The organism is Tropicimonas aquimaris (assembly GCF_042676185.1).
Taxonomy (GTDB): domain Bacteria; phylum Pseudomonadota; class Alphaproteobacteria; order Rhodobacterales; family Rhodobacteraceae; genus Tropicimonas; species Tropicimonas aquimaris.
Genome location: NZ_JBHTJT010000049.1, coordinates 70,841 through 93,032 on the forward strand (window position 1 = coordinate 70,841; position 22,192 = coordinate 93,032).

15 protein-coding genes are annotated in these 22,192 nt (G+C 65.6%); 9 read left to right on the forward strand and 6 right to left on the reverse strand.

The features are described from left to right. The first annotated feature begins 213 nt into the window (after nt 1–213). On the forward strand, nt 214–1,743 hold the full coding sequence (locus tag ACFQ2S_RS19940; protein ID WP_386077216.1) for a UxaA family hydrolase: 1,530 nt from the start codon (nt 214–216) through the stop codon (nt 1,741–1,743). 13 nt (nt 1,744–1,756) lie between these two features. On the opposite strand, the gene ACFQ2S_RS19945 is transcribed toward ACFQ2S_RS19940, so the two are convergent. From ACFQ2S_RS19945 to ACFQ2S_RS19965, 5 genes are all read right to left on the reverse strand, one after another. Next, nucleotides 1,757–2,464 carry a FadR/GntR family transcriptional regulator gene (locus ACFQ2S_RS19945; RefSeq protein WP_386077217.1) on the reverse strand — a complete coding sequence of 236 codons (708 nt, stop codon included), beginning with the start codon at nt 2,462–2,464 and terminating at the stop codon, nt 1,757–1,759. Between the two features lie 256 nt (nt 2,465–2,720). Beyond that, a complete protein-coding gene (locus ACFQ2S_RS19950) occupies nt 2,721–6,215 on the reverse strand; it encodes a transglutaminase family protein (RefSeq protein ID WP_386077219.1) in 3,495 nt (1,164 codons plus the stop codon). Nucleotides 6,216–6,466: 251 nt separating this feature from the next. After that, nucleotides 6,467–6,886: an RbsD/FucU family protein gene (locus ACFQ2S_RS19955; RefSeq protein ID WP_386077221.1), complete on the reverse strand. Its 420-nt coding sequence runs from the start codon at nt 6,884–6,886 to the stop codon at nt 6,467–6,469. A gap of 47 nt (nt 6,887–6,933) precedes the next feature. Then, nucleotides 6,934–7,698 (reverse strand): SDR family NAD(P)-dependent oxidoreductase, encoded by a 765-nt coding sequence (locus ACFQ2S_RS19960; RefSeq protein WP_386077223.1) that lies wholly within the window; start codon nt 7,696–7,698, stop codon nt 6,934–6,936. Between the two features lie 538 nt (nt 7,699–8,236). Further along, entirely contained in the window at nt 8,237–8,917 is a 681-nt protein-coding gene (locus tag ACFQ2S_RS19965) for a TetR/AcrR family transcriptional regulator (protein ID WP_386077225.1), read from the reverse strand. Nucleotides 8,918–9,063: 146 nt separating this feature from the next. Here ACFQ2S_RS19965 and ACFQ2S_RS19970 point away from each other — a divergent pair, with 146 nt between their 5' ends. Further along, nucleotides 9,064–10,215 carry an efflux RND transporter periplasmic adaptor subunit gene (locus tag ACFQ2S_RS19970; protein WP_386077226.1) on the forward strand — a complete coding sequence of 384 codons (1,152 nt, stop codon included), beginning with the start codon at nt 9,064–9,066 and terminating at the stop codon, nt 10,213–10,215. A gap of 22 nt (nt 10,216–10,237) precedes the next feature. Continuing rightward, nucleotides 10,238–13,381, forward strand: a complete 3,144-nt coding sequence (locus ACFQ2S_RS19975; RefSeq protein ID WP_386077227.1) for an efflux RND transporter permease subunit — start codon at nt 10,238–10,240, stop codon at nt 13,379–13,381. Nucleotides 13,382–13,563: 182 nt separating this feature from the next. Here ACFQ2S_RS19975 and ACFQ2S_RS19980 read toward each other — a convergent pair whose 3' ends face one another. After that, nucleotides 13,564–15,546, reverse strand: coding sequence for a DEAD/DEAH box helicase (locus ACFQ2S_RS19980; protein WP_386077228.1), 1,983 nt, complete (start codon nt 15,544–15,546; stop codon nt 13,564–13,566). 428 nt (nt 15,547–15,974) lie between these two features. Here ACFQ2S_RS19980 and ACFQ2S_RS19985 point away from each other — a divergent pair, with 428 nt between their 5' ends. The 6 genes from ACFQ2S_RS19985 (at nt 15,975) to ACFQ2S_RS20010 (ending at nt 22,134) form a co-directional block, all read left to right on the forward strand. After that, on the forward strand, nt 15,975–17,159 hold the full coding sequence (locus ACFQ2S_RS19985; protein ID WP_386077230.1) for a hypothetical protein: 1,185 nt from the start codon (nt 15,975–15,977) through the stop codon (nt 17,157–17,159). 90 nt (nt 17,160–17,249) lie between these two features. Further along, nucleotides 17,250–18,992, forward strand: coding sequence for a multiheme c-type cytochrome (locus ACFQ2S_RS19990; protein ID WP_386077232.1), 1,743 nt, complete (start codon nt 17,250–17,252; stop codon nt 18,990–18,992). Further along, nucleotides 18,985–19,617 carry a cytochrome b/b6 domain-containing protein gene (locus ACFQ2S_RS19995; RefSeq protein ID WP_386077234.1) on the forward strand — a complete coding sequence of 211 codons (633 nt, stop codon included), beginning with the start codon at nt 18,985–18,987 and terminating at the stop codon, nt 19,615–19,617. The genes ACFQ2S_RS19990 and ACFQ2S_RS19995 overlap by 8 nt, the downstream gene beginning before the upstream one ends. A gap of 302 nt (nt 19,618–19,919) precedes the next feature. Then, on the forward strand, nt 19,920–21,035 hold the full coding sequence (locus tag ACFQ2S_RS20000; protein WP_386077235.1) for a DUF6152 family protein: 1,116 nt from the start codon (nt 19,920–19,922) through the stop codon (nt 21,033–21,035). A 129-nt stretch (nt 21,036–21,164) separates the two neighbouring features. Next, nucleotides 21,165–21,623, forward strand: coding sequence for a hypothetical protein (locus ACFQ2S_RS20005; RefSeq protein WP_386077237.1), 459 nt, complete (start codon nt 21,165–21,167; stop codon nt 21,621–21,623). A gap of 13 nt (nt 21,624–21,636) precedes the next feature. Continuing rightward, nucleotides 21,637–22,134 (forward strand): DUF6644 family protein, encoded by a 498-nt coding sequence (locus tag ACFQ2S_RS20010; RefSeq protein WP_386077238.1) that lies wholly within the window; start codon nt 21,637–21,639, stop codon nt 22,132–22,134. The last annotated feature ends 58 nt before the right edge of the window (nt 22,135–22,192 follow it).

Below are 22,192 nucleotides of genomic sequence, written 5' to 3' on the forward strand. Positions count from 1 at the left end.
ATCCGACTTGGGACGCCGTTGCCCCGTCGGTTCAACCGAAGCAGCTGCCGCCAATTCATGGGATGTATGATCCAGGTGCTGCGTCGATTCCGCCGAAAAATTGACAATCCACGGCATCTGACACATAAGTCATCCCATGTCAGATCCCTCGGATGCCCACGGGCCATCCAACGGCGACATTGCCAGAACCCCGGACACCAAGGCTGCCAGATCATGACCACGCGAGCCCCGATTATCCTCCACGAGACGGATACGATTGCCATTCTGCCCAGCGGCGCAAAGGCGGGCGAGGACCCTCTGGGAATCGGCGCCCCGCTGGCAGCCCCGGTGCGCGCCGGGCACAAGCTCGCCCGACAGCACCACGCGGCAGGCGAGGCTATCCTGAAGTTCGGGCAGATCATCGGACGGGCGAGCGAGGACATTCCGGCCGGCGCCCATGTACATTCGCACAACTGCGCCTTTTCCGATCATGAGCAGGATTATCAGATCGGCGGTGACCTCGCGGCTTCGAAGGCCGCGATCCCGGCTCTCGAGGGGCGCAGCTTCCTCGGATATCGCCGCGCCAATGGCCAGGTGGGCACCCGCAATTTCATCGCGCTTTGCGCAACCGTGAACTGCTCGGCCACGGTGATCCGTCAAGCCGCGCAGGAACTGTCGCTCTCGGGTGATCTGGACGCCTTCGAGAACGTGGACGGCGTGGTCGCCTTCGCCCACGGCACCGGCTGCGGCATGAACATGAAGGGCAAGGGGTTCGAACTGTTGGAGCGCGTGCTCTGGGGGCATGCCACGCATCCCAATGTCGGCGCGGCGATCTTCGTCGGGCTGGGCTGCGAGATGATGCAGATCGCCCACATGAAACATCTCTACGACGAACAGCATGCGGATCGCTTCCACGGGCTGACCATCCAGGAGACCGGCGGCACCCGGGCGACGATCGAGGCCATCAAGGCGAAGGTCAGGGACCTGCTGCCCGAGGTGAACGCCGTGCGGCGCGAACCCTGCCCGGCCTCCGACCTCAAGATCGCCCTGCAATGCGGCGGCTCGGACGGGTTTTCCGGCATCACCGCGAACCCGGCGCTCGGCGTCACCTCCGATCTGCTGGTCGGCCTGGGCGCCACGGCCATCCTGTCGGAAACGCCCGAGATCTACGGCGCGGAGCAATTGCTGCTGCGCCGGGCCGCGAGCCCCGAGGTCGCGCAGAAACTGCTCGACCAGATCCACTGGTGGGAGAATTACGTCCAGATCAACCAGGGCAGCCTCGACAACAACCCCAGCCCCGGCAACAAGGCCGGCGGGTTGACCACAATCCTCGAGAAATCCCTCGGCGCGGTCGCCAAAGGCGGCGCGACGCCGCTCACGGCGGTCTACGACTACGCGGAGAAGGTGACAGCGCCGGGTTTCGTCTACATGGACACGCCGGGCTACGATCCGGTCTGCGCAACCGGCCAGATCGCGGGCGGCGCACACATGGTCGTCTTCACGACGGGCCGCGGTTCGGCCTTCGGCTCGAAACCCGCGCCCACGATTAAGGTCGCGACCAACGACACCCTGTTCGCCGCGATGCCCGATGACATGGACATCAATTGCGGTGACGTTCTCTCCGAGGGCGTGCCGCTGACGGACAAGGGGGCGGAGATCCTCGAGATGATCCTGGCCGTGGCCTCGGGCCAGAAGACCAAATCCGAGCTTCTGGGCCTGGGCGACAACGAGTTCGTCCCCTGGCAGGTCGGCGCGGTGATGTAAGGGCGGAAGCCACTCAGCCTGCCCCTCCCGGGCTGGCGGTGCGGCTCTCGATCTCGCCGGGGTTCTCGGCGACCCATTCCAGCACCCCGCTGATGTGCAGCCACATCGCGCTCTTCGCCGCCTCCACGTCGCGAGCCTCGATCCCGCGCAGGATCATCGCATGCTCGGCGCAGACATCCGCAAGGTCCTGTTGGCGCCATATCCGCGCGCGCATCGTCGGCCCGGACACCAGGCGCAGGAGCGATGTCAGGATCGGGTTTCCCGCGATCTCCGCGAGACGCTCGTGGAACGTGGTATCCGCCTCCATCATCGTCTCGGACGACTCGGCTTTCGCCATTTGGGCGATGCTGTCCCGCAGCCGCTCCAGCTCGGATTCCGTCCGTTTCGCCGCCGCGATCCCGGCCACGTGGAACTCGATCATCCGGCGGATCTCGAGAAACCAGATGATGGCCTGCGGCCCCGAGACGTCGACGGCGAAGCGTAGGGCGTCGAGCATCCCGGCCGGGTCCAGATCCGAGATATAGGTGCCGTCGCCCTGCCGCGCCTCGAGGATGCGCATGGTCTGCATGGCCCGGATGGCCTCGCGCAGCGAATTGCGTGAAACGCCGAGTTGCGCCGAGAGTTCGGCCTCGTTGGGCAGGCGATCTCCCGGTCGGAAGGCACCGGTCCGGATCAGGTCCTGCAGAAGCGAAATGGCCAGATCAACCTTGGTGATGCTCATGACCTGATCCTCCCCGCCCGCGGGCCAAGTTGTTCGGAGAGCGCGTAGCGCTGTCGTCCCCCAGTTTCGTCCGAAGGTATGCGGCGCCGCGACGGGCCTGCAAGCGACGTTTCGAAAGGACCGTGGCCACGCCCGGCTGGTTTCTGGCAAGTCCCTCGACGGGGCGCCCGGGCCACTTTACTCCGGTCCCGCGCCATCCGGAGGCATTCGCCTCCCCGGCTCGGGCCGGGAAGGCAGCCATCGATGACCCCTCCGATCACACGAAACGCAGATCGAGGGTCGCCTGGTTCCAGAGGTTCTTTCGCGGCCGGATCGGGTCGAACCTGAAGGGCGTGTGCTGCCCCTCCTGGAACCGGACGCGCCGGCGCCCTTCGGCCTCCAGATCGTTGATCGGTCGGTTCTCATGCGCCCGGCCGCCCTCGTGCGCGACGAGGTACTTCAGACCGCCGACGGAACGCCCGGCAACCCGGTCGTAGACGTCGAAGACCAGCGGCGCATGGGCCGGAATCGTCGGGTGCAGGGACGACCAGGGTTGCCAGCTGCGGAAGCGGATGCCGGCGACGTAGGTGTCGGGGGCGACCCGCTGCAGCGGCACCTCGACCTGGTTGCAGGTGATGACGAAGCGGCTGCCGAGATCCCCCTCGACCTTCAGCTCCACCCGCTCCAGCGAGCTGTCCACGTAGCGGGACGTGCCGCCGCCGGTGGCCTCTTCGCCCAGCACCAGCCAGGGCTCGATCCCGTTGCGCAGGGTGAGCTTCACCCCCTCGACCGTCGTGTGCCCGACCTCGCCGAAGCGCATCTCGTATTGCGCGTCGTACCAGTCCGGCCGGAAGACGAACCCGTGGGCGGTGCTGAGGTCGTCCAGGACCTGGTTGAAATCCTCGCGGCAATAGTGCGGGAGCAGGTACTTGTCGTGCAGCTCCTTGCCCCAGTGCACCAGCGGCTCGGTGTAGGGCTTGTCCCAGAACCACGCCAGCAGGCCCCGCATGACCAGCGCCTGCGCCATGCTCATCTGCCAGTGCGGCGGCATTTCGAAGCCGCGGAATTCCACCAGCCCCAGCCGGCCCGTGGGACCGTCCGGCGAGAACATCTTGTCGATGCAGATCTCGGCCCGGTGCGTGTTGCCGGTCATGTCGGTCAGCAGGTGGCGCAGGATCCGGTCGGCCAGCCAGGGAAAGGCCTGTCCGCTCGCTTGCATCCGGGACAGCTCGCTGAGCGCGATCTCCATCTCGTAGACCCGGTCCGCCAGCCCTTCGTCGAAACGCGGCGCCTGGCTGGTGGGGCCGATGAAGGTGCCGGAGAAGAGGTAGGACAGCGAGGGGTGCCGCTGCCAGTAGCGAATGATGGAACCAACGAGATCCGGCCGCCGCAGGAACGGGCTGTCTGGCGCCGTTGCGCCGCCCACGACGATATGGTTGCCGCCACCGGAGCCGGTGAGCCGTCCGTCAACCATAAAGGTGAAGCTGTCGAGCCCACACTGGCGGGCCTCCTCGTAGAGCGCCTCGTTGATCTCCTTGAGCGACTGCCAGTCCTTCGCCGGATGGATGTTGATCTCGATGACGCCCGGGTCGGGGGTCACGCGGATCACGTTGAAATTGCCGTCGCGCGGTGGCTCGTAGCCCTCGATCCGGACCGGAAGGCTCATCGCCGCGGCGGTCTCTTCCACCGCTTCGACGAGGTCGAGATACTCGTCCGAAGAGCCAGTCGGCGGCATGAACACATGCAGGATGCCATCCCGCGGCTCGACCGCCAGCGCGGTGCGGATCGGCATGCCTTCGACCCAATAGCTGTATTCGCCCACGAGCCAGTCATCGGAGCTTTCGACATCGCGCAGCCAGACGGATTCGTCGAAATCCTGCGCCGGACCGGGCGCCGCATCCCGGCGCTGCTGTCGGATCCTGCGCACCGGCTGTGCCTGGGGTGGCACGATGTAGCCATCGGGCAGCGGTGCGGTCGGCTGTCCCGGCCCGTAGCCCGTGCCGAAATGGGGCGTGTCGAGGTATTCCTCGGTCTCGTATTCGGCTTCCGTTCCGCGGTAGGGCTTGCGTCGCGGCGGCAGTCCCTTACGCCGACGGAGCATGGTGTCGCGGAAATACTGCTTGAACTCCTCGGTCCTGGAGAGCGAGTTCAGCGGCAGTCGGTAGCCGGCCGGGCTGTCGCCGGGCAGCAGGAAGAGCTTGTCGCGCCGCGTGCCCCAGTGGTCGGACGCCCAGCGGAACCGGCGCCGCTTGCTGGCCTGGGCCTGAGCCAGCTGGATCGGGATCACGTAGCTGACGGGGTTGCTGAGACCGTTGTTCAGCATCCGCACGAGGCGCGCGCGCTCCTGCGGGTCCTCGAGCTGGTTGTCCTCGACCGTCACGTTGTCCGGCAGCATCGCTTCCTTGCCCATGAAGTGCATCGGGTCCTCGTAGACCGGATGGGCAAAGGCATCGTCCTCAAGTTCCAGCGCGTCGAGCAGGCGTTCGGAAAACTCCGCCGCCGTCTCATGGGTCGCGTGACCGGTGTTTTCCCGCGCAAGCAGATCGGCATCCGACCAGAGCGGCAGCCCGTCGCCGCGCCAGATCAGCGAATAGGCCCAGCGGGGGAGCGGCTCCCCCGGGTACCACTTGCCCTGCCCGTGGTGCAGCACGCCATGCGGCGCGAAACGATCCCGGAGCCGGCGAACAAGCCGGTCGGCATAGACACGCTTGGTCGGGCCGACGGCTTCCGTCGTCCATTCGGCGCCGTCACGGTCGATGGCCGAGACGAAGGTCGGCTCCCCGCCCATGGTGAGGCGCATGTCCTGGGCCTGGAGCTTGGCTTCCACAGCCTGTCCGGCGCGGTCGATCTCCGCCCATTGCTCCGGCGAGAGCGGGCGGGTGACGCGCGGCGGCTCGTCGATCCGCTCCACCGACATCTCGAAGCTGAAGGTCACCTCCGCCTCGTCGTGCGCGCCGGTGATCGCGGCGGCGGACGAAGGCTCGGGCGTGGCCGCGAGCGGGATATGTCCCTCCCCGGCGAAGAGGCCCGAAGTCGGGTCCATCCCGACCCACCCCGCGCCGGGCAGGTAGACCTCGCACCAGGCGTGCAGGTCCGTGAAATCGTTCTCCGGTCCCGCCGGGCCCTCGATCGGCTTGAGGTCCGCCGTAAGCTGGATCAGGTATCCCGAAACGAACCGCGCCGCATACCCGGCTTCCCGCAGCATCGCGACCATAAGCCAGGCGCTGTCCCGGCAGGAGCCGAGCGCCTTGCGGATGGTGACGGCCGGGCTTTGCACCCCCGGCTCCATCCGGATCGTGTAGTCGATCCGCTGCGAGAGAAACCCGTTCAGCGCCACCAGCCAGTCGTTCGTGCGCCCTTCCTGCTTTGGCGACTGTTCGACGAAATCCCTGAACGTATCCCCCCGGCCCACCTTGCGAAGGTAGGGCCGCAGATCCTTGAGCTGCGCGTTGGTGTATTTGAACGGGACTTCCTGACAATCTTCCTCGAGGAAGAAGTCGAACGGGTTGATCGCGACCATGTCGGCGACGAGATCGACGGTCACCGAGAATTTCCGCGTCGGCTTGGGGAACACCAGCCGCGCATGCCAGTTGGCATAGGCATCCTGCTGCCAGTTGAGAAAATGATCCTCCGGTTCGATCTTCAGGCTGTAGCTCTTGATCGGAGTCCGGCTATGGGGTGCGGGACGCAGGCGCACGACGTGCGGCGCGAGAGTGACCAGGCGGTCATATTCGTATGTTGTTCGATGACTTAGCGCTACGCTTATGGACATGCATTTGCCGCTTTTTCTCGCAGCCTCGAAACATTTTCGGAGCTGCTGTTTCGGACCCGCCTTTTCTGGCGCTTCCTTCGTGTTTGCGGGTCCGAAGTGATTGTGGTCAACCCCTTTGTTGCACGGCAGGTTTCGCGGCTTTGCGCCGAACTTGGTCGAGGTTTCGCAGCATGGGCTGCTGGAAACCGAAATGGCCGGAGCGCTTCTGCGCCGCCGGCCATCGAAGGGTCGCTCCGTCCTGCTGCCTCGGCTTAGAGGATCACCGGCCCAACCGTCAGAAGGATATTGGCGAACCTCCGCGTCTCGCCGCTGGCGATCACCAGCAGCGTGTCCGAGGATTTTGCCAATGCGTAGAACTCCTCGCGGGCGACGAATTCCATCGGCGTGTCGTCGGCAAGAATCTCGACATACTCCGTATGCAGAGCGTTCTCGAAATCCTCGGGCCAGGCCATCATCCGCGCCATCTCGACATTGATGAGCTTGCAGACGCCTTTCAGGATCTCGGCGCTGGCGACAGTCCCGGGAGCGAAATTCAGATAGACGATTTCCGCTTCCGGCGCGGAATTGGTCACGAATGAGTAATTCGCGTCCGAAATGAGAATCTGGGCCTTGTGCCCTGCCCGGGCGAGCGCGGCCAGAAGCTGCGGATGAAGGATGTCGGACTTGATCATGATGCCTCCTTGGGCGTGGCGCCGCGCGGGCGGCACCACTCATGCGATCACATGCGGTAGACGCCGCCGTTGACGTCGATCGTGGCTCCGGTGATGAACCCATCGTATTCGGAGGCGAGGAAGGTGATCGTCCGCGCGACGTCCTCCGAGGTGCCGGCCCGGCCGAGCGGAATGCCCCTGACCGTCTCGTCCGCGGATTCCTTGGTCGTGTGCTGGTTGTGGAAGCGCGTGCCGAGGATCAGCCCCGGGGCGACGGCGTTCACCCGGATGCCGAATTCTCCGAGTTCGGCGGCAAGCGACCGGCTCCAGGTGAGAACCGCCCCCTTGGTCATGGAATAGACCAGCGAGCCGGAATGCCCGCCGGAACGGCCAGCAAGGGAGGCGAGGTTGACGATGCTGGCGCCTTCCTCTGCCTGCTTAAGGTGAGGAAGCGCGGCCTGGGTGACATTGAGCATGGTCGTCATGTTGACGTCGATCACCATCTGCCAGAACTCCGGCTCGATCTCGCCCAGCCATTTCCGGGCGATGATGCCGCCGACGTTGTTTACCAGCACATCCATGCCGCCCAGGAACTCGGCGGCATTCGCCACACAGGTCTCCGCCTCGTCCTTCTTCGTCAGGTCGGCCGGGCCGAACGCGGCGCGCCGGCCGAGGGATGTCGCAAGCTCGACGAGCTGTTCCGGCCCTTCCGTTCCGCTGAAGTAATGCAGGTAGATATCGCAACCCGCCTCGATTAGGCATTTGGCGGTATGGAAACCGATGCCCTGCTCGGCGCCGGTGATGAAGACCTTCTTGCCTTCCAGTTTTCCCATCTTCTTCTCCTTGGTGGATCGAGTGACGCCCCTGCGCCGCTTCTCGACAGCGGCTGCACGCGGGGCCGGCCGTCATTCAGTGGTTGCTGTTCCCGCAAGCGCCGACCACGCATGCAACGCCGATGACCGGCGTCGCAGCCCCCGGCCCGGGCTGGCAACGGAGGAACGGTTCGCCTGCGGGTTGGGTCTCGGAAGCACGTTCGTCCGGCCATGGATCATGGCGAGGTCATGCACAGCGCCATTTTTGTGAGTATTTGTAAACATCTCGGGCGCCTGTATGCGCCAGCCCGTAGGGATTGACTATCCCTGCCTTGCCCACTGCGACAACCGGCGCCGATGGGCCACGCGCGTTCGGTCGCCCGATTGACCACAAGCACTTCCGCGCGCCGATCAATTGCCCTGCCCCGCATGGCGATCCAATCTCCCTGGCAGGGAAGGTTCCGACCCTACCGGACAAGGCACGGTTCATCGACGGGGAGATTCAAGGAAACCGGTGCCGCGATCCGCTCCACTATGAACGGACCGGCGGACGGCACGCTCACTTGCGGCGTGGGCGCACGCCGTTGAGGAATATCTCGATCGCGCGATCGCGGCGGGCCTCACGATCTTCCGGCTTGCGGAGGATGCGGTCGGGATCCAGCAGGCAGGGGAGGGTGTTGCCCACCACCATGTCCACCAGAAGTTCTGCCGCGGCAGGAATTTCGTCGAGCGCGAGGCCGATTTCCCCCGCCTCTGCGGCCTGCAGAAGTTCCTTGCAGAGCAGATCGACCACCTGGCCCGGTCCCATCCGGCTGAGGCCGAGGGCCATTTCCGGGTAGTTGCGGGCCTCAGCGATCACCGCGCGCAGCATTTCGATCACCACGTCCGGGGGCTCGCGCTTGAGATTGAAGGTCAGAAGGATGCGCAGCCGCTCCTCGAGCGACGCGTTCCGCTCGTCAGGCCGGAGCGGACGGAACAGCGCCCTGCTCATTCGCGCCAACCCGGCGCCGAGAAGCTCCTCCCGGCTGCGATAGAGCGAATAGAGCGTCCGCTTCGACATGCCGGCTCGCTGGGCGATGTCGTCCATCGTCACATCCTCGGGCCCCTTTTCCGACAGCAGGGCGATGGCGCAGTCCAATACCAGCGTCTCGCGCTCAGCCCGGCACATCTGCACAGGACGTCCGCGCTTGCGCAGATTGCCCTGGTCGTTCCGGTCGGTTTCCTTAGGAGTCAAAGCCAATTACCGTCCCCCTGAAATGCCACGTCCCGCATCAGACGCGCATTTGCAGCATGAGCGGACTTTACAAAACCGTATAGTTTCCATAATGGCCGCATTCAAGAGTTCCGCCGCGCAACAGAGCGGACGTTTGTCTCCCGGAGTCCCCAATGCCGACGTTTCGATCCCTCCTCCCGATTCTGCTCGTGGCAATAGCTCTTGCCCCGGCCGCGCCCCCGGCGCAGGCACAGCAACAGGGCGGCGAGCGCCCGCCGATGCCGGTCACCGTGGTGACGCTGCAGGCGAGCGACGTGACGCTCACCTCGACCCTTCCCGGCCGCGTCACCGCCTCCGGCGTCGCCGAAGTGCGCCCGCAAGTCAGCGGGATCGTCACCGAACGACTCTTCGAAGAAGGCAGGCCTGTGGAACAGGGCGCGCCGCTCTATCGCATCGACGCGGCCAGCTACGAAGCCGCGAAGGCCGCCGCGGAAGCGAGCCTTGCACAGGCGCAAGCGCAGTTCCGTGCCGCCGATCGCGAGAAGACCCGTCAGGAGGAACTGCGCCAGCGCAACGTGACGAGCCAGCAGGTGCTTGATGACGCCGTTACGGCCTTGGATGCCGCAACCGCAGCGGTCAAGGTCGCCGAAGCGCAGGTTCTGTCCGCGACGATCGACCTCGAGCGGACGACGATCACGGCTCCGATCTCGGGGACCGTCGGCCTCAGCCAGACCACGCAGGGCGCGCTGGTCACAGCCGGTCAGGCCAGTGCCCTGACCGTGATCCGCAAGCTCGACCCGGTCTATGTCGACGTGACGCAATCGGCCGCGGAGATCCTGCAGTGGCGCCGTTCCGGCCAGCACCTGGCCGAGGACGCCGGCACCCGGATCACCCTGCGCCTCGCCGATGGCGGCACCTACGAGCACGATGGTGTCCTTGCCGCGGCCGAACCGCATGTGAACGAGACCACCGGCGTGATCGTTCTGCGGCTGGAATTCCCCAATCCCGAGCAGTTCCTGCTGCCGGGCATGTACGTCCAGGTCGAGTTGCCCCAGGGGGTGGTGCAAGACGCGGTGCTCGCCCCGCAGGAAGGCGTCACCCGTGACCGCCGCGGTCGCCCCGTGGCGATGGTCGTGAACGCCGACAACCAGGTCGAGACGCGCGAACTCACAGTGGAGCGCGACCTCGGAAACCAGTGGGTCGTGACCGACGGCCTCGCGCCGGGCGACCGGATCATTGTCGCCGGCCTCCAGAAGGTTTCGCCCGGCATGACCGTTCTGCCCGAAGAACGCGCGGCAGCCGACGCCGCTGCCCCCGCCAACTGAACATCGTCCCCCGGAGGGAACCATGGCCCGATTCTTCATCGACCGGCCCGTCTTTGCCTGGGTGATCTCGATCCTCATCATGGGCGTCGGCCTGCTGTCGATCTTCACGCTCCCCGTCGCGCAATATCCCCAGATCGCACCGCCCTCGGTGCGGATCAGCGCGCAATATCCCGGCGCCTCGGCGGAGACCGTGGCCAACACGGTCACTCAGATCATCGAGCAGCAGATGACCGGGCTCGACGGGATGCGCTACATGTCGTCTTCCTCGACCTCGGCCGGGACGGCGAACATCACCCTGACCTTCGAGGCCGGCACAGATCCGGACGTGGCGCAGGTGCAGGTGCAGAACAAGCTGGCGCAGGCGACGCCCCTGCTCCCGGAAGCCGTGCAGCGGCTCGGCGTTCCGGTGGAGAAGGCGTCGTCCTCGTTCTTCATGGTCATCGCCCTGATCTCGGAGGATGGGCGGCTCGACCAGTCGGACCTCTCAGACTACCTGAACTCCAACATGGTCGACGAGTTCTCGCGGATCGAAGGCGTGGGGGGAGCACAGGTATTCGGCGCGCAATACGCGATGCGGATCTGGCTCGACCCCTCCAAGCTCGCGGCCTTCGAGATGACTCCCTCGGACGTGGTCAGCGCGGTCTCGGCGCAGAACGCGCAGATCTCTGCGGGCTCCTTCGGCGCGCTTCCGGCGCCTGAAGGGCAGCAGCTCAACGCCACCATCACGGCCCAGTCGCTGCTCACCACACCCGAGGATTTCCGCAACATCGTCCTGCATGCAGAAACTGACGGCGGCCTCGTGCTGCTGCGCGACGTGGCGCGCGTGGAGATCGGTGCCGAGAACTATTCCACCATCGCCCGGTTCAACGGCCAGCCGGCATCCGGCATGGCGCTGAACCTCGCCTCGGGGGCCAATGCGCTCGACACCGCGGAGCGGGTGAAGGAACGGATCGCCGAATACGCCGAGTTCTTCCCCGAAGGCGTGAGCTACGTCATTCCCTACGACACCACCCCCTTCATCGAGATCTCGATCCACGAGGTCCAGAAGACGCTGTTCGAGGCCATCGGGCTGGTCTTCGTGGTGATGCTGCTCTTCCTGCAGAATTTCCGGGCCACCCTGATCCCGACGCTCGCGGTTCCGGTTGTCATCCTCGGAACATTCGCCATCCTGTCTATGGCGGGCTTCACCATCAACACCCTCACCATGCTGGCGATGGTGCTGGCCATCGGACTGCTGGTCGATGACGCAATCGTCGTGGTCGAAAACGTCGAGCGGATCATGGAGGAAGAGGGGCTCTCCCCCCGCGACGCGACGCGCAAGTCGATGGGGCAGATCACCGGCGCCCTGATCGGCATCGCGCTCGTGCTCTCGGCGGTGTTCGTGCCGATGGCCTTCTTTGGCGGCTCGACCGGTGTGATCTATCGCCAGTTCTCGATCACCATCGTCTCGGCGATGGCGCTTTCAGTGCTGGTGGCCCTGACGCTGACGCCGGCGCTCTGCGCCACCCTGCTGCGCAGCAAGGACGTCCAGCACGCCCGCCGCGGCCCGCTGGCCTGGTTCAACACCGGCTTCGACCGGCTGACCGGCGGCTACGCGGGCACCGTGGGCTATCTGATCCGCCGACCGTTCCGCGTGCTCATCGTCTACGCGGCGCTTGGCTACGGGATGGTGTTCCTGTTCCAGAACACGCCCACCGGCTTCCTGCCCGACGAGGACCAAGGCATCCTGATGACGCTGATCCAGGCGCCCACCGGCGCCACTGCCGAGCGCACGCAGGACGTAGTCAAGCAGGTCGAGAGCCATTTCAACACGGTCGAGGCGGAGAACGTGCAATCGGTCTTCGGCGTCGTGGGCTTCAGCTTTGCCGGCCAGGGTCAGAACATGGGGCTTGCCTTCGTCCGGATGAAGGATTGGGAGGAGCGTCCCTCGCCCGCGCAATCGGTTCAGGCCGTGGCCGGCCGCGCTTTCCCTGCCTTCATTGGGATCCGCGATGCGATGGTCTTTCCCATCGTCCCGCCCTCGGTGATCGAACTGGGCAACGTGTCGGGCTTCGACTTCTTCCTGCAGGCGCAGGCCGGTCAGACCCATGAGCAGCTCCTTGCCGCGCGCAACCAGCTGCTCGGCATGGCGTCGCAAAGCCCGCTCATCGCCTCGATCCGTCCTTCGGGGCTGGAGGATGCCGCGCAGTTCAAGCTCGACATCGACTGGCGCGCCGCCGGGGCCGTTGGGGTCACCCCAGCCAACGTCGGCACCACGCTCAACATCGCCTGGGCCGGGAGCTACGTGAACGACTTCAACGATAATGGCCGGATCAAGCGGGTCTATGTCCAGGGCGAGCCGGACAGCCGCGCGACCCCGTCGGACCTGAGCAAATGGCGGGTCCGCAATGCCAATGGCGAACTCGTGCCCTTTGCCAACTTCACCAACGAGAGCTGGGAATACGGCCCCCAGGGGCTCAACCGCTACAACGGCATTCCCGCGATGCAGATCCAGGGGACGCCTGCCCCTGGCGTGACCACCGGCGAAGCCATCGCCGAGATCGAGCGCATGGTGTCGGAACTCCCTCCGGGCTACAGCGCCGCCTGGACGGGACTGTCACTGGAGGAACTCGACTCAGGTGGCTCAGCGCCGATGCTCTACGCGCTGTCCCTGGCGGCGATCTTCCTCTGCCTCGCGGCGCTCTACGAGAGCTGGGCGATCCCCTTCTCGGTGATGCTGGCGATGCCCATCGGCGTGCTCGGCACGATGGGTGCCGCCTACTGGTTCGGGTTCGAAAACGGCGTCTTCTTCCAGGTCGGGCTGCTGACCGTGATCGGCCTGACCGGCAAGAATGCGATCCTGATCGTTGAGTTTGCACGCGAACGGTTCGAGGCGGGAGAAGACCTCTATTCCGCCGTCAAGGAAGCCGCCCGCCAGCGTTTCCGGCCGATCATCATGACCTCGCTGGCCTTCTCTCTGGGCGTGGTGCCGCTGGTGCTCTCCACCGGTGCCGGTGCCGGCGGACGCACGGCCGTGGGCTCCGCGGTGCTTGGCGGCACGATCACGGGCACCGTGCTCGGGGTGGTCTTCGTGCCGCTGTTCTTCGTGCTGGTGGCGCGGATCTTCAACCGCAAGCGGGTTCGTGCTCAGGCCTGCGCACTGCCGACGGCGGAGAGCCACCCCTGACACGGGCTTGAAGCCCCGAACGACTGGGGGCTGGGGCGCTGTTGTGCGCCCTGCCCCGACCCCCGCGTCAGACGCCCTCCATCGCCCCGAGCGCGTCACGGTCACGGCCCCCTGAGAATGGCGGGCAGGCGTGCCCGCCGAGAGCCTTTTGCCCAGATTGAAACGGTCCGCCGAGCGGGCGTTTACCGCTTCTTGTGCTGCGGCGTTGCAGAGCCATGGGCTCCTGCCTTGCCGCCCTTCTTGCCGACAGCCATCGCCCTCGCCTTGTTCTTCTTGCTGTTCGGCTTTCCGACGGGCGGCTTCGGCCCCTTGGGCTTGCCGTCAGGCGACTTCCGCTTCCCGTACCCCGCATTCGGCTTGCGCTCCGGCGTTCCTGCGGCCGTGTCCGACGGCGATCCGACGTGGCGCTTCTTGTGCCGCGGCTTGCGCTCACCCGGCACCGTGTCGGGCGCAGGCCACTCCTCGCGGGGGGCGGGATCGGCGGCGCGTTCGGCGGTCCGGGGCTTCTTCGACGCGGTGTCTGCCGCTGCGGCCAGCTCAGCTGCGGGTTTCCTGCTGACGGGAGCGCTGCGCGGCGACTTCGCCACGGTCGGCGCCTCGTCGAGCCGCGCCAGCGTCACGCCGGGTTCGACCGACAGGTCCGGGCCGATGGCGTCGAGGAACGCCGGCACGCTGGATTCCCGGATCTCGACATAGGAGACATCGGGCTGGAGGCGGATCGCGCCAACGTCCTCCTTGGTGATCTGGCCCGCCTTGCACAGCATCGGCAGAAGGCGGCGCGGTTCGGCGCCCTGGTTGCGCCCGGTCGAGAGCGAGAACCAGACGCTCGGCCCGAATTCCGGCCGCGGCTTGGGCTTGTCGTCATAGGAGGACAGCTCCTCGGGGACGGAGTGGCGTTCCTGGTAGAGCCGCAGGTAGGCCGCCGCGAGCTGCCGGGCCGTGAACCGGTCGGCCAGCGTCTCGACGGTCGACTCGATCGACTCGGAGATCTCCTCATGCCAGGCCGGGTCCGCGAGCATCCGCTCCTCGTCCCGCGCCCTGACGGCATCGGCGGAGGGCGCCTCGGACCAGTCCGCCTTGAGCTTGGCCCAGCCGAGAAGGCGCTCCGCCTTCTTGCGCGACTTCGGCGGCACGATCAGCGTGCTGACGCCCTTGCGCCCCGCCCGCCCTGTACGGCCCGACCGATGGAGCAGCGTCTCGTGGCCCGAAGGCAGTTCGGCATGCACGACCAGATCGAGGTTCGGCAGATCGATGCCGCGCGCCGCCACGTCCGTTGCCACGCAGACCCGCGCCCGGCCGTCGCGCATGGCCTGCAGCGCGTGGGTCCGCTCGCTCTGCGACAGTTCACCGGAAAGCGCCACCACGGAAAACCCGCGGTTCGACAGGCGGGTGGTCAGCCGGTTGACCGTGGCCCGCGTGTTGCAGAACACGATGGCATTGGGCGCCTCGTAGAAGCGCAGCACGTTGATGATCGCGTTCTCGGTGTCCCGCTCCGACACGCTCAGGGCGCGATACTCGATATCGGCGTGCTGGGTGTGTTCGGACTTGGTGTCGACCCGGATCGCGTCCTTCTGGTACTGCTGGGCCAGCGCGGCGATGGATTTCGGCACGGTGGCAGAGAACAGCAAGGTTTGACGCTCTTCCGGCGCCTCGCCGAGAATGAACTCCAGGTCCTCCCGGAAACCGAGGTCGAGCATCTCGTCGGCTTCGTCCAGAACCACGGCGCGCACCTCGCCCAGGTCGATGGAGCCGCGCATCAGGTGGTCGCGCAGGCGCCCCGGTGTGGCGACGACGATATGGGCCCCGCGCTCCAGCGCACGACGCTCGTCCCGCATGTCCATGCCGCCCACGCAGGACGCCACGACCGCGCCCGCCTTGGCATAGAGCCAGCCGAGCTCGCGCTTGACCTGCATCGCCAGTTCGCGGGTCGGCGCGATCACCAGCGCCAGCGGCAGTCCTGCAGCATCGAAGACTTCGGCATCGCGTAGAAGGGTGGGCGCAATGGCAAGGCCGAAGCCGAGCGTCTTGCCCGATCCGGTCTGCGCCGAGACCAGAAGGTCCGCGCCAACCAGCTCCGGCTTGGTCACCGCCTTCTGGACAGGGGTGAGCGTTGAATATCCACGCTCTTCGAGCGCGTCAGAAAGTGTACGTATCACGGTGTTCATTTCCGTTGTCTAGAGATTGGAAACGCCGTGCACAGTGTCTCTTCCCGACCGTTCAGCGCCTCTTCCGGTGCGCCTCCTGGCGTGACGGTCACATCAGGAAATCGCGATCGACGGGTTCTAGTCTGTCTGGGCGGGGATTCATAGGCCTTTTTCCCATCGCTTCGCGAGAACTCGTCGGCCGTCGGAAATTGGCCGGAAAACGATGGTCTCAAAAATGCTCTCACAGCAGCGGCCTTGCGCGACTCAAAGATGATCCGCAGATATATCTATTAACTTTCAATCTGTTAAAGCCCAATTTGCGACGCTTCGTCACTTGCTAGATGCCTCACGACCTTGTTACCGTGAGTCCGTAAGGACAAGGGCGGGCCCCGTGTCGTCCGCCTCCCGAGCAAGCAAGATCAACCTCGCAAGCAATGGAAGGTGGACAGATGACAAACGCTTTGCGCGGCACGATGCTGGCCCTCGCTCTCGCCGGGGCAGCGGCCTTTGGCTGGACGACCTCGTCCACATCGGTACATGCCCAGGAAAGCGGCACAGCCGCAGCTTTCAACCCGGCGGACCTGATGCCGGAAATCCCGGCACTGGAAGCGTGGCGCAATTCTCCCCACGCTGATCTGTCCAAGGAAGCGTTCCGCCATTGGGACGAGGAAGAGGACAAGCTGATCCCCGAGGAGTGCTCCAAGTGTCACTCCACCACCGGGTATCTTGAGTATCTCGGTGCCGACGGCAGCGAACCAGGTGTCGTCACAAAGCAGGAAATCGATCCCGAACACGCCCCCGGCATTGCCTGCATGGCCTGCCACAACACCGTCGCGCAGAACATGACTTCGATAATCTTCCCCTCTGGCGACGAGGCGGAAGTGTTCACCTCGGACATTCGCTGCATGACCTGCCACGGCGGCCGGGCCTCGACCGTCCAGGTCAATGACAAGATGGTGGAGCTGGGAAATCCGGAGACGGACAGCGTCGCGGCCGACCTCGCATTCATCAACATCCACTATCGTCCGGCCGCGGCGACGCGGTTTGGCGGCGAGGCGCGCGGCGGCTATGAGTACGACGGCAAAGACTATGCCGGGTACTACTTCCACGACCGCGACTCCCAGACCTGCAATGATTGCCACAGCCCGCACTCGCTTGAGGTGAAGGTGGAAAGCTGCACCGATTGCCACGACGAGGTCGATGCCGCGAACGCGGAAACCATGCGCCTCGTGCGCTCTTCGAAGGCGGACTATGACGCCAACGGCGACACGTCCGAGGGGATCCACGCCGAGATCGCCGCGCTGCACGGCCAACTCTTCGAAGCCATCTCGAGCTACGCGGACACAGTTCTGGGTCAGCCGGTCATCTTCCGGAGCACAAACTATCCGTACTTCTTCAACGACACCAACGGCAACGGAGAGGCGGATGACGACGAGATCGCGTTCCCGAACCGGTACCAGTCCTGGAGTCCGCGCCTGCTGAAGGCCGCCTACAATTACAACTTCATCTCGAAGGATCCAGGCGGCTACACGCACAACCCGTACTACCAGCTGCAACTGGCCTATGACAGCATCGCCGACCTCGCCGAAGGTGGCAGCGGTGTTGAAGTCACGGGCGAGCGTCCGGACGAGTAGGACACGCGGTTCACCGTGATCGAATCTGGGGAGCGGCCGCCGATGGCGGCCGTTTCCTGCAAATCTCCTCCCAAAATACGGATCACCCATATGCCAATGCCCCGGCTCAGCGGCCTGATGCTGGCGCTCGCCCTTTTTGCGACGGGCGCCCAGCCTCTGGCGGCCCAGTCAGATCCCGCCACTCCCCTTGAGGCATCGCCGTCCGAAAATGCCGCTTCCGGCTCGACAGCCGATCACACGCGGTTCACGGAACTGGAGGGCCCTTTCAAGAATGCGCGCGAGGTCAACGAGGCCTGCCTTTCGTGTCACAACACCGGGCCCGAGCAGTTGCATGGCACGATCCACTTCACCTGGACGGCGCCCAAAGAGGCGGTAGGGGAAGAGGCTGACCAGCTCGGCATGCTGCACGTCGCCAACGGCTTCCTGCTGTCGACCCCATCCAACATCGAGGCATGCACCTCGTGTCACATCGCCGGCACCCGTTCGGACGATTCCGCGCTGCTGGACGCCTCGAGCGATCCCGTCGCCCCGGTGGATTGCCTCTCCTGCCATGAGCCAACCGGCCAATGGACCGTCGCCAATTTCCACGAGAACGGCGCCGCCTGCACCATGTGCCATGACGACCGGCTCAAGGGCGACACGCCCGAGGTCGAGGATCTTGCTCTGGCGGCCCGCTCGGTCGGGCCATCTACCCGCGCCGCCTGCGGCAGCTGCCATTTCGACGCGGACGGCGGCCCCGGCGTCAAGCATGGCGATCTGAACGCCGATCTGATCGAGCCCGACGCAACGCTCGACGTCCACATGGCCGCGGCCCCGGATGGCGCCGGGTTCACCTGTTCGACCTGCCATACCACGCAGGAGCACAGAGTCTCCGGCAGCCGATATACTGGAGGTCCGGGCGAGAGCCCTGAGCGACCCGCCCTCGCCGGCGCCGCCGCCTCCTGCCAGAGCTGCCACAGCGCGACGCCCCACGAGGCGCTCGCCAGCGGCCCGCGCCTCGACCGCCATATCGACGCCGTCGCCTGCGAAGCCTGCCACATCCCGGCAATCGCCCGCGGCGAGACGAAAACGCGCGTGCTTTGGGACTGGTCCAGCGTCGGCGAGCTTGACCGCCGCCGGCAACCCTTTGTGGACACAGAGAAGGACGGAACGGTCACCTATTCATCGGAGAAAGGGCACTTCGCCCATGCCTCGGCCTACGAGCCCACGCTGATCTGGTCCGATGGCCGACTGAACGTGCATCGCCCCGGCGATGTCCTTCCGGAGGTCACGGGCGAAGTGGACGAAGAGCTTGCCGACGAGGTCCGCGAGGGAGTTGCCGAGGCGATCGCCGACGCCTTTGCCGACGCGCCCTGGATCTCCCTCTACGACGGAGTCGCTGGAGCAGGAAGCTCGCGGATCGCACCGGTCAAGGTCATGCATTCCGTCGTGCCGATCGACGCGGAAAGCCGGGCGCTTGCCTCGGTGCTGTTCTCGGGACGTGGGCGGGATGCGCTCTGGAACGACTTCCGCTGGGAGGATGCGGTCGAGGCCGGCATGGACGCGGCAGGCGTGGATTTCAGCGGCGATGTGGCCTTCGCCCGCGTGCGCCAGATGATCCCCGTCAACCACATGGTCGCCCCTGCCGACCAGGCGCTCGACTGCAACGCCTGTCACGTCAGGGCGGGGCGCCTCGCCGACCTGCCCGGAGGCTTCGTGCCCGGGCGCGACGGGTTCGACCTGCTGGACAAGGCGGGGCTCCTGCTCCTTGCAGCCACGCTGGCCGCCGTCCTGCTGCACCTGATCCTCCGGCTCGGCTTCGGGCTCTTCTACAAGGGCAATCGTAATGGCTGACACGCACACATCCGACAGCAGGGGCGTCTATCTCTTCCCGCTCTTCGAACGGTTCTGGCATTGGTGCCAGGCGGCGTTGATCATCTTCCTCATGGCCACCGGGGCCGAGATCCATGGCTTCTGGACCTGGCTCAGTTTCGAGCGAGCGCTGAACCTGCACGTAATGGCTGCATTTGCGCTGGTGGTCCTGTGGGTCTTTGCCATCTTCTGGCACATCGTGACCGGCCAGTGGCGCCACTATGTGCCGACCACCAAGGGGCTGTGGAAGGTGATCTCCTTCTACGCCACCGGCATCTTCATCGGCGCCCCGCACCCGTTCCAGCCCAGCACCCGGCGCAAGCACAATCCGATGCAGGCGATGGCCTACCTCGGCTTCAAGCTGGTGATTGCGCCGGGGATCTGGATCTCGGGGCTGATCCTCTGGCTCTATGGCAAGTTCCCGGCGCTCTATCCGGAGGCGCTGCCGATCCTCTGGGTCAATGCCGTGCACGTCGCCGCCGCCTTCCTGATCGCGGCCTTCCTGATCGCGCATCTCTACCTGATCACGACCGGCGAAACGGTGTTTGCGCAGCTGCGGGCGATGATCACCGGCTGGGACAGGCACGGTAAGGCCGAAGAGGACTAGGCTAAACTTGCCCTGCGTCAGGGCCTTCGCCCTGCGATCGGACCTCTGATCGCAGCGCGAGGGTGTCGGCACGCTGCCAGATCATCTCCAGGTCGCCGGGCCGTGCCCGACCACGCCGCGGGATCAGGCGAGCGCAATCCGTACCGGCCCCACGTCAGCCCCCTTAACGGGGCTGATCCATCCTCTCTTCCTCATTGCTTCAGATTCTTCGGGCTATGTCCGCCGCGATGCGACGGAAAGCCACGTCCCACCCGTTGGGTTGTGGCGAACCGGACGGCAAGAAGCACGAGAGGAAACGAGACATGAAAGACCTGAGAACCCTCGGATTGGTCGCAGCGCTGGCGATCCTTCCGCTCCCTGCGCTGGCGCACCACGGCAGCAGCGGCCAGTTCGACACGAGCAAGACGGTGGAGTTTACCGGCACGATCACCCGCGTCCGCCTCGTCAATCCGCACGCCTATGTCTATTTCGACGTCACCGACGACGCCGGCGAGGTCACCAACGTGCGCTGCGAGCTGCAATCGGGCTCCCTGTTGAAGCGGCACGGCTGGAAATCCGACATGTTCGAGATCGGCAGCGAGATCTCGATCGTCGGCTCACCCGACCGCAGCGACCCGACCACCTGCTCCATGAGCCAGATCACTTTCGCCGACGGTGTCACCGCGACCCGCTACAGCACCTTTGACGACGACGGGAACATCGAGGCCGAGCAGCGCCAGACCGAGCGGGACGACGGGACGCCCAACCTCGACGGAAACTGGGCGATGGTGCGCGAGCGGGGCGCGCCTCCGGGCGGCGGCGGCCAGTCGCCTGCCGTGCTGACCGAGGCCGGCGCTGCCGCGGTCGAGGGCGCAACCGCCAACGACAACCCGCGGCTCCATTGCGAGGCGACCAACATCGTCATGGACTGGTGGTTCGACCAAATGGTCAACGTCATAGAGCAGACCGAAAGCGAGATCACCATGACCTACGGTTTCATGGACCTTGTTCGCACCATCCACCTCGACGGCAGCGAGATGCCGGAAGATTTCGTGCCGAACCGCGCGGGCCATTCCACCGGTGAATGGGACGGCGACACGCTGGTTGTGACAACAACCGGCTTCGACGAAGGCTGGATCATGGCCCCGATGGGCGGCGGACCGCGCGAGCAGGCAGACGGCGGCGATGCGCCTGGGGAGCGCCCCGCCCGCGAAGGGCAGCGCCGCAGACCGCCGAGCCCTGTGAAGAACAGCCCGGAACTCGTGGTGACCGAAAGGTTCACCCTCAATGACGACGGCACCGTCCTGACACGCGACTACACCTTCACCGACCCACTCTACCTCGAACAGCCCCTCGAAGGGTCGGACGAGGTCACGCTCACCAACGATGCTTACGAACCCTATGCCTGTGACGACCTGACCACCGAACGAACGCATTGACAGGATGGGGCCGTGCCAAGCCGGCCCCATTTCCCGCCTCACACCCACACGGAAAGCGGCGGGCCGCCCGTTGTTGCCGCGTGCTTCGGCGGCGGCCGCGCCATGCTGCCCCAGTCAGGAAGGATCCAAATGGAAACGTTGTATTGGCTGGAGGACTCGGTCGTCGGAATGACCGTCTCCAGCACCGAATGGGGCTATCCCATCATTCTGTCGCTCCATGCCGTCGGCATGGCCATCCTGGTCGGCGTAGCCCTGATGCTGATCGTCCGCGTCCTGGGCTACGCGCCGGCAATCCCGGTCACCGCCATGGCGCCCTACGGGCGGGTGGCATTGGGTGGCTTCGTCCTCAACCTCGCGTCCGGCGCGGCGCTCTTCTGCGGCAATGCCTCCGAGCTGTTCTTCAACTGGGCGTTCCGCATCAAGATCCTCCTCGTGTTCGCCGGGATGGCGCTGACCTGGCGGCTGATCCGGGCCTGCATCCGGCGCGCCGACGAGATCGCACCTGCCCACCGCAGGCTCGCCGGCGTTGCCGCGGCCACCTGGGTCGCCGCGATCATCTCCGGCCGCCTGATCGGCTACCTGTCCTGAGGAGACCTGTCTGATGAACACCTTGCTCGACCGGCTCATCGACACGCTCAACGCGACCGCATTGAGCGGCTTCGTGATGGACAACGCCGTCGTCTTTCCGGCGCTGGAGATGGCGCATTTCCTCGGCCTTTGCCTGCTGTTCGGCGCGCTCCTGGTCGTCGATCTGCGTGTCGTCGGCTTCGCCCGGGCGGTCCCGATCGCGCGCGTCGAGATCTTCGTGCGCTTCGCCTTGATCGGCTTTGCCATCAACCTCGTGTCCGGGCTGATGTTCGTTTTGGGCGATTCCGGTCGCTATCTCGTCAACATCGCCTTCTGGACGAAGATGGGGATGATCGTGGCGGCCGGCCTCAACACCGCCTATTTCGTGCGCCGCGTGAAGCCGCAGATGGATGCAGGCGTGGACTCGTCCGAGCTCACGGCGGATGCCCGGGTGGTCGCGTGGCTCTCGCTCGCGCTCTGGACCGGAGTCATCGTCCTCGGCCGGTTCATTCCCTACGTCGAAGATTTCTGAAGGGCGCAGCACGCTGGCTTGAAATTGCCCAACGGAGAGCTTTCTGGCAGGCCCTTCC

Coding starts and splice junctions, on each gene's coding strand:
- ACFQ2S_RS20005 (WP_386077237.1), top strand. CDS start 21,165: ATGGAAACGTTGTATTGGCTGGAGGACTCGGTCGTCGGAATGACCGTC.
- ACFQ2S_RS19980 (WP_386077228.1), bottom strand. CDS start 15,546: ATGAACACCGTGATACGTACACTTTCTGACGCGCTCGAAGAGCGTGGA.
- ACFQ2S_RS19940 (WP_386077216.1), top strand. CDS start 214: ATGACCACGCGAGCCCCGATTATCCTCCACGAGACGGATACGATTGCC.
- ACFQ2S_RS19955 (WP_386077221.1), bottom strand. CDS start 6,886: ATGATCAAGTCCGACATCCTTCATCCGCAGCTTCTGGCCGCGCTCGCC.
- ACFQ2S_RS19985 (WP_386077230.1), top strand. CDS start 15,975: ATGACAAACGCTTTGCGCGGCACGATGCTGGCCCTCGCTCTCGCCGGG.
- ACFQ2S_RS19995 (WP_386077234.1), top strand. CDS start 18,985: ATGGCTGACACGCACACATCCGACAGCAGGGGCGTCTATCTCTTCCCG.
- ACFQ2S_RS19950 (WP_386077219.1), bottom strand. CDS start 6,215: ATGTCCATAAGCGTAGCGCTAAGTCATCGAACAACATACGAATATGAC.
- ACFQ2S_RS19945 (WP_386077217.1), bottom strand. CDS start 2,464: ATGAGCATCACCAAGGTTGATCTGGCCATTTCGCTTCTGCAGGACCTG.
- ACFQ2S_RS20010 (WP_386077238.1), top strand. CDS start 21,637: ATGAACACCTTGCTCGACCGGCTCATCGACACGCTCAACGCGACCGCA.
- ACFQ2S_RS19970 (WP_386077226.1), top strand. CDS start 9,064: ATGCCGACGTTTCGATCCCTCCTCCCGATTCTGCTCGTGGCAATAGCT.
- ACFQ2S_RS19975 (WP_386077227.1), top strand. CDS start 10,238: ATGGCCCGATTCTTCATCGACCGGCCCGTCTTTGCCTGGGTGATCTCG.
- ACFQ2S_RS19990 (WP_386077232.1), top strand. CDS start 17,250: ATGCCAATGCCCCGGCTCAGCGGCCTGATGCTGGCGCTCGCCCTTTTT.
- ACFQ2S_RS20000 (WP_386077235.1), top strand. CDS start 19,920: ATGAAAGACCTGAGAACCCTCGGATTGGTCGCAGCGCTGGCGATCCTT.
- ACFQ2S_RS19960 (WP_386077223.1), bottom strand. CDS start 7,698: ATGGGAAAACTGGAAGGCAAGAAGGTCTTCATCACCGGCGCCGAGCAG.